This is a genomic window from Trujillonella endophytica (genome assembly GCF_900110555.1).
GTDB lineage: Bacteria > Actinomycetota > Actinomycetes > Mycobacteriales > Geodermatophilaceae > Trujillonella > Trujillonella endophytica.
Map to the genome: position 1 here is coordinate 53,220 of NZ_FOEE01000010.1, position 13,272 is coordinate 66,491.

At 74.5% G+C, this 13,272-nt stretch carries 12 protein-coding genes and 1 riboswitch; of the genes, 7 read left to right on the top strand and 5 right to left on the bottom strand.

The genetic code is table 11. From position 1 onward, the window contains the following. Positions 1 to 75 precede the first annotated feature (75 nt). Together BMY88_RS15910 and BMY88_RS15915 are read left to right on the top strand one after the other, a co-directional pair. Positions 76 to 2,973, top strand: coding sequence for an alpha/beta fold hydrolase (locus BMY88_RS15910; RefSeq protein WP_244524713.1), 2,898 nt, complete (start codon positions 76 to 78; stop codon positions 2,971 to 2,973). Continuing rightward, positions 2,970 to 3,842, top strand: a complete 873-nt coding sequence (locus BMY88_RS15915) for an ABC transporter permease (RefSeq protein WP_091945550.1) — start codon at positions 2,970 to 2,972, stop codon at positions 3,840 to 3,842. Before BMY88_RS15910 ends, BMY88_RS15915 begins: the two co-directional genes overlap by 4 nt. 42 nt (positions 3,843 to 3,884) lie before the next feature. Here BMY88_RS15915 and BMY88_RS15920 read toward each other — a convergent pair whose 3' ends face one another. Then, a complete protein-coding gene (locus BMY88_RS15920) occupies positions 3,885 to 4,706 on the bottom strand; it encodes an HAD hydrolase family protein (RefSeq protein WP_091945553.1) in 822 nt (273 codons plus the stop codon). A 59-nt stretch (positions 4,707 to 4,765) separates the two neighbouring features. Continuing rightward, positions 4,766 to 4,895: riboswitch (SAM riboswitch) on the top strand. 12 nt (positions 4,896 to 4,907) lie between these two features. On the opposite strand from BMY88_RS15920, the gene thrC reads away from it, so the two are divergent. The 4 genes from thrC (at position 4,908) to BMY88_RS15940 (ending at position 9,672) form a co-directional block, all read left to right on the top strand. Further along, positions 4,908 to 6,209, top strand: a complete 1,302-nt coding sequence (gene thrC / locus BMY88_RS15925; RefSeq protein ID WP_091945556.1) for a threonine synthase — start codon at positions 4,908 to 4,910, stop codon at positions 6,207 to 6,209. A gap of 211 nt (positions 6,210 to 6,420) precedes the next feature. Then, positions 6,421 to 6,621 carry a cold-shock protein gene (locus tag BMY88_RS15930; RefSeq protein WP_091945852.1) on the top strand — a complete coding sequence of 67 codons (201 nt, stop codon included), beginning with the start codon at positions 6,421 to 6,423 and terminating at the stop codon, positions 6,619 to 6,621. Positions 6,622 to 7,013: 392 nt separating this feature from the next. Further along, on the top strand, positions 7,014 to 8,642 hold the full coding sequence (gene groL, locus BMY88_RS15935) for a chaperonin GroEL (protein ID WP_091945558.1): 1,629 nt from the start codon (positions 7,014 to 7,016) through the stop codon (positions 8,640 to 8,642). A 223-nt stretch (positions 8,643 to 8,865) separates the two neighbouring features. Next, positions 8,866 to 9,672 (top strand): DUF72 domain-containing protein, encoded by an 807-nt coding sequence (locus tag BMY88_RS15940; RefSeq protein ID WP_091945560.1) that lies wholly within the window; start codon positions 8,866 to 8,868, stop codon positions 9,670 to 9,672. On the opposite strand, the gene BMY88_RS15945 is transcribed toward BMY88_RS15940, so the two are convergent. Together BMY88_RS15945 and BMY88_RS15950 are read right to left on the bottom strand one after the other, a co-directional pair. Continuing rightward, positions 9,669 to 10,664: a Gfo/Idh/MocA family protein gene (locus BMY88_RS15945; protein WP_091945562.1), complete on the bottom strand. Its 996-nt coding sequence runs from the start codon at positions 10,662 to 10,664 to the stop codon at positions 9,669 to 9,671. The genes BMY88_RS15940 and BMY88_RS15945 overlap by 4 nt on opposite strands. Next, a complete protein-coding gene (locus BMY88_RS15950) occupies positions 10,661 to 11,023 on the bottom strand; it encodes a VOC family protein (protein ID WP_091945565.1) in 363 nt (120 codons plus the stop codon). Before BMY88_RS15950 ends, BMY88_RS15945 begins: the two co-directional genes overlap by 4 nt. Positions 11,024 to 11,040: 17 nt before the next feature. Here BMY88_RS15950 and BMY88_RS15955 point away from each other — a divergent pair, with 17 nt between their 5' ends. Next, entirely contained in the window at positions 11,041 to 11,325 is a 285-nt protein-coding gene (locus BMY88_RS15955; protein ID WP_091945568.1) for a DUF4031 domain-containing protein, read from the top strand. Here BMY88_RS15955 and BMY88_RS15960 read toward each other — a convergent pair. Together BMY88_RS15960 and BMY88_RS15965 are read right to left on the bottom strand one after the other, a co-directional pair. Continuing rightward, positions 11,258 to 11,938 (bottom strand): HD domain-containing protein, encoded by a 681-nt coding sequence (locus tag BMY88_RS15960; RefSeq protein WP_244524714.1) that lies wholly within the window; start codon positions 11,936 to 11,938, stop codon positions 11,258 to 11,260. The genes BMY88_RS15955 and BMY88_RS15960 overlap by 68 nt on opposite strands. Beyond that, entirely contained in the window at positions 11,923 to 13,194 is a 1,272-nt protein-coding gene (locus BMY88_RS15965) for an ArgE/DapE family deacylase (protein WP_091945574.1), read from the bottom strand. Before BMY88_RS15965 ends, BMY88_RS15960 begins: the two co-directional genes overlap by 16 nt. Positions 13,195 to 13,272: the final 78 nt, after the last annotated feature.

Genomic DNA, 13,272 nt, shown 5'->3' on the forward strand with positions numbered 1-13,272 from the left:
CCGCACGTCCCGCGTCCGCGGAACACCGTCGTGCCGCCGTCCGTTGGCCGCTCCGTGCGCCCCTCCCGCGGGCCCGTGCGTCTCCGCCCGCGCTCCGGCGCGCGGTCGGCGCTCGTCGCCTCGCTCACCTTCCTGCTCTCGGGCGCCCTCCTCGTCGTCCTCCCCGCTGCTCCGGCCGCGGCCGCCGACGACGTGGCCACCGAGGACGCCACGGTCGCCTCGGGCACCGGCCCCGACGCCGTCGAGCTCGACACGACGCTCTTCGTCCCCGGCTCGGCCGGCGCCGACGAGCCGGCCCCGGCGGTCGTCCTGGCCCACGGCTTCGGCGGGAGCAAGGACTCGGTGGCAGACGACGCGCGCGACCTCGCCGGGCGCGGCTTCGTCGTCCTCACCTACTCGGCCCGCGGCTTCGGTGCCAGCACCGGGCAGATCGGCCTGGACGACCCGCGCTACGAGGTCGCCGACCTGTCGACCCTGCTCGACACGCTCGCCGAGCGGGACGACGTGCTGCTGGACGGGCCGGGCGATCCGCGCGTCGGCGTCGCCGGGGCCTCCTACGGCGGGGCGCTGTCGCTGCTGGGCGCCGCCTACGACGACCGTGTCGACGCGATCGCGCCGCAGATCACCTGGAACTCGCTGTCGGCGGCCCTGTTCCCCGACGCCGAGGGCACGGTCGAGGGTGCCGCCACCGTCGCGGCCACGCCGCAGGGCGACGGCGGGGTCTACAAGCGGCTGTGGGCCGGCCTGTTCTTCGGCGTGGGCGCCGTGCCCACCGCCGGAGGGCTGCTCGACGTGCTGGGCGGCAGCGGGGGAGGGGGCGACGTCGACGTCGCGGACCTGCCCGCGATCGACCCCTCGTCGCTCGACCCCGCGGTCGTCGAGCAGGCGCTGACCTGCGGGCGCTTCCGAGCCGACATCTGCGCGGCCTACTCCGACGCCGCGGCGACCGGCACGCTCACGCCGGAGATCGCCGAGATCCTCGACCGGAGCAGCCCCGCCGGCGTGCTGGACCGCATCACCGTGCCCACCCTGCTGATCCAGGGCACGCAGGACTCGCTGTTCGGGCTGGGGCAGGCCGACGCCAATGCCCGTGGCATCGCCGCGAACGGCGCCCCGGTCCGGGTGGTCTGGTACGACGGCGGCCACGACAACGGCGCCACGGCGCGGGTCTCCAGCGCGCTGCGCGACGACGTCGCCGGCTGGTTCTCCTGGCACCTGCGCGACGAGGGCGACCCCGACCGCGGCGGCGACCCCGGCACGGGGTTCCGGTTCCCGGCACCCACGGGCATCGCGACCACCGGCCTCACGGTGCAGGGCGAGGGCGCGGTCCGGACCGTCGTCGCCGACGCCTACCCCGGGCTGGCCGGCGCCGAGCCGGCCCGTCGGCTGCCCGTCGCCGTCTCGGGGCCGACCCAGCCGGTGGTGACCCCCGCCGGCGGCACCCCCGCGGCGCTGACCACGGTGCCCGGGCTCGGCGCGGTGACCGCCGCGCTCGGCGGGGCGACCGTGGAGATCCCCGGCCAGTTCGCCGCGTTCGAGAGCCCGCCGCTGACCGCCGCCGTCGAGGTGGTGGGCGCGCCGACGGTCGACCTCGCCGTCTCCTCGCCCACCGGCACGGCGGTGCTCTTCGCCAAGCTCTACGACGTCGCCCCCGACGGCGGCCGCACGCTGCCCGCCGGGCTGGTCTCGCCGCTGCAGCTGACCGGCGTCTCCACCGATCCGGCCGCGCCGACCGAGGTCTCGGTCGCCCTGCCCGGGATCGTGCACCGGTTCGAGGCCGGGCACACGATGCGCGTCGTCGTCTCCTCCACCGACCAGGCCTTCGCGCTGCCGGCCGAGGCGGCGGTCTACTCGGTCGCCCTGGCCGACGGCGACGGTGCCGTGGTCGCCGTCCCGGAGGTCGACGGCACGCCGATCGGCGACTCCGCGGCGACCCGCTGGTGGGTCCTGCTCGGCGTGCTCGTCGGGCTGGCCCTGCTCGGCTGGCTGGCGGCGGTGCTGTGGGGCCGGCGGCAGCGGCGGCGCGTCTCCGAGGTCGAGCCCGACGGCGAGGACGTGCCGCTGCGGTTCGAGGGCGTCACCAAGGCCTACAAGGACGGCTTCGTCGCCGTTCGGGACCTCTCCTTCGAGGTCCGGCGCGGCCAGGTCCTCGGCCTCCTGGGTCCCAACGGCGCCGGCAAGACGACGTCGCTGCGCATGCTCATGGGCCTGATCCGGCCCACCGAGGGCCGGATCAGCGTCTTCGGCCATGCGGCCGGACCGGGCAAGCCCGTGCTCTCCCGGCTGGGCTCCTTCGTCGAGGGCACCGGCCTGATGCCGCACCTGTCGGGGCGGGACAACCTGCGGCTGTACTGGGCGGCCACCGGCCGGCCCGCCGCCGACGCGCACATGGAGGAGGCCATCGAGGTGGCCGGCCTGGGCGCGGCGATCGACCGCCCGGTGCGCCGCTACAGCCAGGGCATGCGGCAGCGCGTCGCGATCGCCCAGGCCATGCTCGGGCTGCCCGACCTGCTCGTGCTCGACGAGCCGACCAACGGGCTGGACCCGCCGCAGATCCACGCCATGCGCGAGGTGCTGCGCTCCTACGCCGCCACCGGGCGCACGGTGATCGTCTCCAGCCACCTGCTCAGCGAGATCGAGCAGACCTGCAGCCACGTCGTCGTCATGGCGAAGGGGCGCAAGATCGCGCAGGGCACCGTGGAGGAGATCGTCGGCACCGGCGGCTCGGTGCTCGTGGGCCTGGCCTCCGGGGCCTCCGACGCGGACGAGGCGCGCGCCGTCGCCGTCCTGGAGGCGCTCCCCGGCGTGACGGCCGAGCGGACCGACGACGGGCTGGTCGCCGACCTCGGCACGGGCACGACCCGCGCTGCGGCGCTGCAGGCGCTGGTGGCGGCCGACGTCCCGGTCGACCAGTTCACGCCGCGGCGACGGCTCGAGGACGCCTTCCTGGCGCTGGTGGGGGAGAGCTCGTGACCGGAACCGGGCACGTGCAGGCGACCGGCGCCGTGGCCGGCTACCGGCCCGAGCGCACGCTGCGGCTGTCGGTGGAGCTGCGCCGGCAGTTCAAGCGGCGCCGCACCCTCGGGGCGCTGGGCCTGATGGTCGCCCTGCCGCTGATCCTCATCGCGGCGTTGAAGTTCGGCGCGAGCGACGACGCGCAGTCCAACAACCGGCTCAACCTCGTCGACGTCGCCACCTCCAGCGGGCTCAACTTCACGTTGTTCGTGCTGTTCGCGACCACGGGGTTCTTCCTGGTCGTGGTCTACGCGCTGTTCTTCGGCGACACGGTGGCCAGCGAGGCCTCGTGGGGGTCGCTGCGGTACACGCTGGCCGCCCCGGTGCCGCGGATGCGCCTGCTGCGGCAGAAGTTCGCCGCGGCGCTGCTGCTGTCGGTCGGCGCGCTGGTCGCGCTCACCGTCGTGGCCGTGGTCGCCGGCGGGATCGCGTTCGGCTTCGACGCGATCCGGACGCCGCTGGGGGTGACCCTCGACCAGGGCGAGGGGATGCTGCGGCTGGCCGGGATGGTCGGCTACCTGGCCGTCCACCTGCTGGTCGTGGGCGCGCTGGCGTTCTGGCTGTCGACGGTGACCGACGCGCCGCTGGCCGCGGTCGGGGGCGCCGTCTTCACGATGTTCGTGTTCGCGATCCTCGACCAGGTGGAGCAGCTGGGTTCCATCCGGGACTGGTTCCCGACCGCGGGCGAGTTCGCCTGGACCGATCTGCTGCAGACGCCGGTCGACTCCGGTGACCTGTACCGCGGCGTGATCCAGTCGCTGGTCTACGCCGCCGTCCTCACCGCGCTTGCCTTCCGGCACTTCGCCCGCCGCGACGTCACGTCCTGACCGGAGTGCGAGAGCGCAGGAAACCTGCGCTCTCGCACTCCACTACAGGCTTGCGCGGACGGCCTGGGCCCAGCCCTCGCCCATGGGGGCGTCGGTCACGGCGGCGTTCGCGACGGCGGCCAGGCGCTGGGCCATGCCGTCGACGGCGGCCCCGTTGGCGGTGATCCACAGCCGGCCGACGGCGGGGGCCATCTCGAGGTCGCTCACGCTGTCGCCGATCGCGACCGCGTCGGCCGGGTCGAGGCCGCGGCGGCGCAGGTCCCAGGCGATGGCCGCGCCCTTGGAGATGCCGCGCGGCATGAGGTGATAGACGTGCGGAGGGGCCGGATCGGGGTCCAGGGTCATCTGCGAGCCCGCGCGGATGGCCCCGTTGTCGTTGAGCGTCAGCCACTCGAAGCCGCGCTCGGCCAGTTCGGCGTCGACGGTCCGGGGGTCGACCCGGCCGCGCAGCAGGGCATCGGCCTCGTGGGTGGCGTGCCACGGGGCGTGCCACTCCAGCCGCCCCGCGTGCCGGGTCAGCAGGTCCTCCACCACACGGGTCTCGGCGAACACGTCCATGGGCGTGCGGCCGGCGTAGGCGTCGGGCATCTGCCCCGTGAGCAGGTGCCGGTCGCGGCCGGCGTTCCAGCTCACCACCGCGCCCAGCTCGGCGATGGCGCCGTCCGCGGCGAAGATGCGGCCGGCCTCGACGACCTGCTCGAGGGTCCGGCCGCTGACCAGCACGAGCGCCACGCCGGCGCGGTGGAGCTCCAGCAGCGCGCCGGCCGGGTCCGCGGTCAGGTCCCGGCCCGCGGTGTGCCAGAACGACCCCCGCGGCCCCACCATCGTGCCGTCGAGGTCGGTGTAGACGATGCGCGTGGCCACGCCCGCAGTCTGGTCGTGGAGGGAGTGCTCCTCCGACCCGGGTAGCATGACCGGCGTTCCACTCATCCAGAGGGGCAGAGGGACACGGCCCGATGAAGCCCCGGCAACCGCCGTCCGCGCACCTGCGCGGACGGAAGGTGCCAATTCCGTCCCGCACGGCTCGACGGCCCGGTGCGGGGAAGATGAGGAGGTAGTCGTCGCATGACCCTGACCGCTCCCGGCTCCGTCCAGGCCGACTCCACAGGCGGGGGCCCGGTCCCCGCGTGTCCCGCCCGGGGCCTGGTGTGTCGCAACTGCGGCGCCACCTTCGGCCTCATCGCCCAGCACGCGTGCGCCGAATGCTTCGGCCCGCTGGAGGTCGACTACGACCCCGAGCTGATGCGGGCGGTGACCCGCGAGCAGATCGAGGCGGGCCCGCAGAACATCTGGCGCTACGTCGCGCTGTTGCCCGTGGGTCAGGACCCGGCCGACCGCGTCTCCCTCGACCCCGGGCTCACCCCCCTGGTCCGCGCCGACCGGCTCGCCGCCGAGCTGGGGATCACCGGCGGGCTGTGGGTCAAGGACGACTCGGCCAATCCCACGCACTCGTTCAAGGACCGGGTGGTGAGCCTCGCGGCCACCGCCGCCAAGGGGCTGGGGTACGCGCGGATCGCCTGCGCCTCCACCGGCAACCTGGCCAACTCCGTCGCCGCCCACGCCGCCCGGGCGGGGCTGCCCTCGGTCGTGTTCATCCCCAGCGACCTGGAGCCCGGCAAGGTCGTGCAGTCGGCGGTCTACGGCCAGACGCTGGTCGCCGTCGACGGCTCCTACGACGACGTCAACCGGCTGACCAGCGAGCTCGGCGAGACCGACGAGTTCGAGGACACCGCCTTCGTCAACCAGAACGTGCGGCCGTACTACGCCGAGGGCTCCAAGACCATGGGCTACGAGATCGCCGAGCAGCTGGGCTGGCGGATCCCGGCGCAGGTGGTCATCCCCATGGCGTCGGGCTCGCTGCTGACCAAGGTGGACAAGGCGTTCCGGGAGCTCGTCGCGGCCGGCATCGTCGAGGCGACCGAGTGGACCGTGTTCGGGGCGCAGTCGGCGGGCTGCGACCCGATCGCCACGGCATTCGACAACGGCTGGGACGTCGTCCGGCCGGTCCGGCCGACCGGCATCGCGAAGTCGCTCAACATCGGCAACCCGGCCGACGGCCCGTACGCGCTCGACGCGATCCGCCGCACCGGTGGCGCGGTCGGCCGGGTCGGGGACGACGAGATCGTGCAGGGCATCCGCGACCTGGCGCGCACGACCGGTGTGTTCGGCGAGACCGCGGGCGGGGTGACCATCGCCGTCCTCCGGCAGCTGGTCGCCGACGGCCGGCTGGACCCGGCTCGGGAGACCGTCGTGCTCAACACGGGGGAGGGCCTCAAGACCCTCGACCCGCTGGAGCCGGTGGTCGGTCCCACGCACCGCGTCGAGCCCTCGCTGAAGTCGGTCCGCGCGGCGGGGCTCATCGGCTAGCGATAGCGTGCGTTCACCCGACCGGGTGGCGAGACGAGAACGTCCGCCACACCGGCATGTCGTCGGGCCCGGACCTGGTGTGTCCGACGTCTCTTTGTTGTAGCTTCTCGCGCGGTTCGAGTTCCACGCACGTGTTCGGCGGGCGGAAGAGCGAGTAACCCGACTCCCGGTACTCGGGGGCCGTCCGCACGCACGAAACGTGGGAGTGCACGTGGCACAGGGCACCGTGAAGTGGTTCAACGCCGAGAAGGGCTTCGGCTTCATCGCCGTCGACGGCGGCCAGGACGTCTTCGTCCACTACTCGGCCATCCAGATGGACGGCTACAAGAGCCTCGACGAGGGCCAGCGGGTCACCTTCGAGGTCGTGCAGGGCGACAAGGGCCCCCAGGCAGACGGCGTGCGCGCGGTCTGAGCTCACGGCGTCCTCGCGGAGGCCCGGTCCCCACCAGGGGGCCGGGCCTCCGTCGCGTCCGAGCCCGGTCGTCGAGGCATAGGAAGCTTTCCCCACGTCTGCAGGCTGGAGACGTGCGGAAAGCCTCCTATGCCTCGCGCCCGAGGCCCGTCCGTGCCCCGCCGGCGGCGGTTCCAGTGGCGCGGGAACAGGCGCCGGGGCACCCCCGTTCTTGCACTCGGCAGGGTCGAGTGCCAGACTTCGGGCTGGCACTCGACAGTGCCGAGTGCCAATCAGGTCGGAACGGTGAGGCACTGGTCGGCGGACCGACGGAGCGTCCGCAGCACCGGTGTCGTCCGTCGCGGGCGCCGAACCCGGCCGTGCAGCGATCCATGCATGGAGGACATCACCACATGGCCAAGATGATCGCCTTCGAAGAAGAGGCGCGCCGCGGCCTCGAGCGGGGCATGAACACCCTCGCCGACGCCGTCAAGGTGACGCTCGGCCCCAAGGGCCGCAACGTCGTCCTGGAGAAGAAGTGGGGTGCCCCCACGATCACCAACGACGGTGTGAGCATCGCCAAGGAGATCGAGCTCGAGGACCCCTGGGAGAAGATCGGGGCCGAGCTCGTCAAGGAGGTCGCGAAGAAGACCGACGACGTCGCGGGTGACGGCACCACCACCGCCACCGTGCTCGCCCAGGCGCTCGTGCGCGAGGGCCTGCGCAACGTCGCCGCCGGCGCCAACCCGATGGCCCTGAAGAAGGGCATCGAGAAGGCCGTCGCCGCGGTCACCGAGTACCTCCTCTCGACGGCCAAGGACGTCGAGACCAAGGAGCAGATCGCCGCCACGGCGTCGATCTCCGCCGCCGACCCGGCCATCGGCGAGCTCATCGCCGAGGCGATGGACAAGGTCGGCAAGGAAGGTGTCATCACCGTCGAGGAGAGCAACACCTTCGGCCTCGAGCTCGAGCTCACCGAGGGCATGCGCTTCGACAAGGGCTACATCTCGCCCTACTTCGTCACCGACACCGAGCGCATGGAGGCCGTCCTCGACGACCCGTACGTGCTCGTCGTCAACTCGAAGATCGCCTCGGTCAAGGACCTGCTCCCGCTGCTGGAGAAGGTCATGCAGTCGGGCAAGCCCCTGGCGATCATCGCCGAGGACGTCGAGGGCGAGGCCCTCGCGACCCTGGTGGTCAACAAGATCCGCGGGACCTTCAAGTCCGTCGCGGTGAAGGCCCCCGGCTTCGGCGACCGCCGCAAGGCCATGCTGACCGACATCGCCATCCTCACCGGTGGCCAGGTCATCAGCGAGGAGGTCGGCCTCAAGCTCGACAACGCCGGCGTCGACCTGCTCGGTCGCGCCCGCAAGGTCGTCGTCACCAAGGACGAGACGACGATCGTCGAGGGCTCCGGTGACACCGACCAGATCGCCGGCCGGGTGAACCAGATCCGCGCCGAGATCGAGAAGTCGGACTCCGACTACGACCGCGAGAAGCTGCAGGAGCGCCTGGCCAAGCTGGCCGGTGGCGTCGCCGTCATCAAGGCCGGCGCCGCGACCGAGGTCGAGCTCAAGGAGCGCAAGCACCGCATCGAGGACGCGGTGCGCAACGCCAAGGCCGCCGTCGAGGAGGGCATCGTCGCCGGTGGTGGCGTCGCTCTCGCGCAGGCCACGGCCATCGCGTTCGACAAGCTGGAGCTCGAGGGCGACGAGGCGACCGGTGCCAACATCGTGCGCGTCGCGCTCGAGGCCCCGCTGAAGCAGATCGCGATCAACGCCGGCCTCGAGGGTGGCGTCGTCGCGGAGAAGGTCCGCAACTCGGAGACCGGCTGGGGCCTCAACGCCGCCACCGGCGAGTACGTGGACCTGATCGCGGCCGGCATCATCGACCCGGCCAAGGTCACCCGCTCGGCGCTGCAGAACGCCGCCTCCATCGCGGCGCTCTTCCTCACCACCGAGGCCGTCATCGCCGAGAAGCCGGAGAAGAACGCCCCGGCCATGCCCGGTGGCGACGGCGGCATGGGCGGCATGGACTTCTGAGTCCCGCCGCTGCCGTTCCCCGGTAGCACGACCCGTACGTCCCGGCAGGGGCGGTCCGCTTCGGCGGGCCGCCCCTGTCGGCGTTCCGGGATGGGTCGGTCGGCCATGCACCCGCGCCGAGATCGGCGATCTCGGCGGTTCCGGGCGCCGGTGGTGCCGAGATCGGCGATCTCGGCACCCGGGGGATGGCGTCGGGACGGCGGACCCCGGGTAGCCGACGACCGTGAGCGTGGTGATCGGGACGTCGGGGTGGCAGTACCGCGACTGGCGCGGCCGCCTGTACCCGCAGAAGCTGCCGCAGCGGCTGTGGCTGGAGCACCACGCCGGGCTGTTCGCCACGGTGGAGAGCAACGCCGCGTTCTACCGGCTGCCCGAGCAGCACACGTTCGAGGCCTGGCGGCAGCGCACCCCGCCGGACTACCGATGGGCGGTCAAGGCCAGCCGCTTCCTCACCCACGTGAAGCGGCTGCGCGACCCCGCGGAGCCGGTGGCGCGGCTGATGGAACGCGCGGCCGGGCTGGGGGATCGGTTGGACGCGGTCCTGCTCCAGCTCCCGCCGACGCTCCGGGCGGACACCGGGCTGCTGCGGGAGTGCCTGGCGTGCTTCCCGCCCACCGTCCGCGTGGCGGTCGAGCCGCGGCACGACAGCTGGTGGACCGACGAGGTGCGGGCCCTGCTGGAGCGCTACGGCGCGGCGTTGTGCTGGGCCGACCGCGCCGAGCAGCCGGTCACCCCGCTGTGGCGCACCACCGGGTGGGGCTATCTGCGCCTGCACACCGGCGCCGAGGGCTGGGGGTACCCGCCCGCCGTCCTGCAGACCTGGGCCGACCGGCTGGCGGCCACGTACGGCGACGACGAGGACGTGCTCGTCTACCTCAACAACGACCCGGGGGGGAACGCCGTCACCGATGCGGTGGTCCTCGCCGAGGCGGTCCGGCGGGCCGGACGGACACCGACCCGCGTGCCGACCCGCGAGCAGGCCACCGGCGAGGCGTGGACCGGCGACGAGCGGCCGGTGGTCTACAGCTAGAGCGCCGCCGGGTCCTCGCGGTGGACGACACCGAGCGCCCGGGCCGCGCGGCCCAGCACGTCCTGCACGGCCAGGGTGTCGGCCAGCGGCATCACCGCGCTCTCGGTGCGCCCCGCCCGCAGGCACTCGGTGGCCTCGACGAGCTCGTGCGCGTAGCCGCGGCCGGTCTGCGGCCGGGTGACGGTCTCCGGCTCGGCGCCGGCCCGGTTCAGCACGATCGTCTCCGGGTGGTGGAAGCGGGGCAGGACGTCGATCCAGCCCCGCGTGCCCAGGACCCGCGCCGCGCCGGGCGTCGGGTAGCGCAGCGAGCAGGTCAGCGTCGCGGACCGGCCGTCGGCGTACCCGAGCAGCAGGGCGGCCTCGGCGTCGACGCCGGTCGGGAAGGTGGAGCCGGCGACGGTCACGGTGTCCGGCGTCCCGAGCAGCATCTGGGCGAAGGAGACGACGTAGACCCCGAGGTCCAGCAGCGCCCCGCCGCCCAACTCCAGGGCGAACAGCCGGTCGGCCGGGTCGTACTCCCGGGCGACGCCGAGGTCGGCCTGCACCGCCCGCACCTCACCGATCGCGCCCTCGGCGATCAGTTCGCGCAGGGCGACCACCGCCGGCTGGAAGCGCGTCCACATCGCCTCCATGACGAAGACCCCGGCGCCGCGGGCCGCCGCGACGACCGCGCTCGCGCCCTCCGGCGTGGCGGTGAACGCCTTCTCGACCAGCAGCGCCTTGCCGGCGGCGATCGCCGCGAGCGCGATCGCCTCGTGCTGGGCGTGCGGGGTGGCGAGGTACAGGATGTCGACCTCGGGGTCGGCCAGGATCTCGGCGTAGGAGCCGTGCGACCGCCCGATGCCGTGCCGCCGGGCGAAGTCGGCACCCCGCTGCGCCGACCGGGAGGCGACCGCGGTCACCCGGGCCCCCTCGACGTGCGCGAAGTCGGGCACCAGGCTCTCGGCGATCCGGCCCGGTCCGACGATGCCCCAGCGGATCTCCTCGGTCACCCGGTCGACGGTAGCGGGCTGCCGAACCGCAGGAGGTTGCCGTCCGGGTCGATGTGCCAGCCCTCCCGCAGGCCGTAGTCGGTGTCCACGGGAGCCCCCGTGCGCGGCACGTCGGCCCACATCGCCGCCACCGCGTCGGCGTCGGGGACGTGCAGGTAGGCGGCGGCGGCGGTGCGCAGGGGGTCGTGGTCGGCGACGACGACGAGGTGGAGCTCCACCCCGCCCATCGCGGCGAAGCCGTAGCCGTCGTCGTGGGTGCTCACCGTGCAGCCGAGGGCCGCGTAGTGCTCGAGCGCCCGGGGGAGGTCGGTCACGGGGAAGATCGGCGACGCGCGCACGGCGGGCTGCTCGCTGTCCATGCCGTCACACTGGCACGGTGAGCCTGCTGATCGACAGCCCCGTGTGGCCCTGGCGCGGTCGCCGGTGGGCGCACCTGGTCAGCGACGTCTCCCACGACGAGCTGCACGCGTTCGTCGCCGCCGAGCTGGGCATCCCGCGGCGGGCCTTCCAGGGGGACCACTACGACGTCCCCGAGGAGCTGCACGAGGTGGCGGTGGCCGCGGGGGCCGAGCCGGTCGGCTCGCGGGAGCTGCTCAGCCGGCTGACCGCGGCGGGGCTGAGACGTCGGAAGCCCCGCCCGCCCGCGCGCGCAGCAGGCTGAGCTCGGCGGCGAGGTTCGCCCGCGCCCGCGGTGCCCACTCGCCGGCGACCTCGGGCAGCCGGTAGAGGCGCCCGAGGCCCAGCAGGTGCTCCAGGACCGCGATCCGGCCCGCGGTGAACTCCGCGTCGGACAGGTGGCCGTACTCCTCGCGCACCGCCGAGGCGTACGCCGCGTAGGCGTCCGGGGGCCCGGCCAGCACCGCCAGGTCCGCGTCGCACAGGACGGCGCCGTTCGCGTCGTCCGGGCCGGCGTCGTGGCCGGCGGTCAGCAGGACGAGCCGGACCACCTCCTCGACCCGCTCCCCGGGCACCAGCCCGCGCAGGCCGGCCCGGGCTCGCTCGGCGCTCCGCGCCTCGTTGTCGCCGCGGCGGGGGTCGTAGACGACGTCGTGGTACCAGGCGGCCAGCCGGACGGCGTCCGGGTCGGCGGCGGCGTCGGCGAGCCGGCCGACGATGCCGAGGACGGCGGCCAGGTGGGCCGGGTCGTGGTAGCGGCGGTGCGGCTGCCCCCACGCCTCGAGGACCAGCGCCCACTCGGTGCGGGAGGTCGGGGAGTCCCCGGCCAGCGCGGCCCACGCCTCGAAGCCCACGAGCTCCATCAGGCCACCCCGCACCGGTGCAGGGTGAGCAGCGCGAATGCGCGCGCGGCGGTGACGACCTCGGCCAGCGGCACCCGTTCCGCCGGCCCGTGCCCGAGGTCCAGGTCGCCGGGGCCGAAGTGCAGCGTCGGGATGCCCGCGGCCGCGTAGAGCCGCAGGTCCGTGCCGGCCGCCACGGCCCGCTCGGGTGCGGGGGCGGCACCGGCGCCCGCCAGTGCCGCGTGCATCTGCGGCAGCAGGGCCGATCCCGGGGGCAGCTCGCCGCTGGCGAACGCCCCGCCGGTCCACGCCACCTCCACCGGGTGCGCCGCCAGCCACGGGGATCCCGCGCAGAACGCCGCCACCCGCTCATCGAACGCCCGCTTCGCGACCTCGACCGGCTCGCCCAGCCGCACCCCGTAGCGGCCCTCGGCGACCAGCAGGTCGGGCACCGTGCTCGCCCAGTCACCGGCGCGCACGGTGCCCACCGACAGGCCGAACGGGTAGCGGGCCTCACCGAACCGGCGATCGGCGTCGCGCTGCCGCTCGCCCTCGAACGCGAGCAGGTCGGCGTGGACCGCGGCGAACAGCTCCACGGCGCTGACCCCGCGGTCGCGCAGCGCCCCGTGCGCGGCGGCACCGGTCACCCGCAGGCGGAACGTGAGGGCCCCGGCCGCCGCGGTGACCACGGCACCCGCGGTGGGCTCGGGGATGACGCACGCCTCGCCGCGGTGCCCCCGGGCGAGCGTGGCCCAGGCGCCCAGCCCGCCGTCCTCCTCACCGACGACGGCGTGCACCGCGACCGGCCGGGCCGGCCGGACCCCCGCCGCCCTCAGCGCCGCCAGGGCGGCCAGCACGGACACCAGCCCGCCCTTCATGTCGCACGCGCCGCGGCCGTGCAGGGCGCCGTCCGCGATCCGCGGCACGAACGGGTCCCCGGCCCAGGACGCGGGGTCGCCGGCGGGGACGACGTCGGTGTGGCCGGAGAAGATCAGCGCCGGGACGCCGTCGTCGGCACCCGGGAGCGTGCCGACGACCCCCCACGCCTCCTCCCGCTCCACCTCCTGGCCGGGCGCGTCCGGCGCCGTCGCCGCGGCGGCCAGGTCGATCGGCCAGCGGTCGACGTCGCACCCGAGCTCGGCCAGCCAGTCGGCGACCAGGTGCTGCACCTCGACCTCGGCCGCGGTGCCGCCGACCGACGGGACGGCGACCAGCCGGGCCAGCCGCTCGGTCGCCCACACCTCGTCGACGGCGGACAGGACGCGCGCCTCGACGGCGGTCGGGTCGGCCACGGCCGGGAGTCTGGCACGGGCGCCGCCCGGCGAGCCGCACGGCGCCTGGGACCGGAAGCGGGCACGGGAGGCTAACTT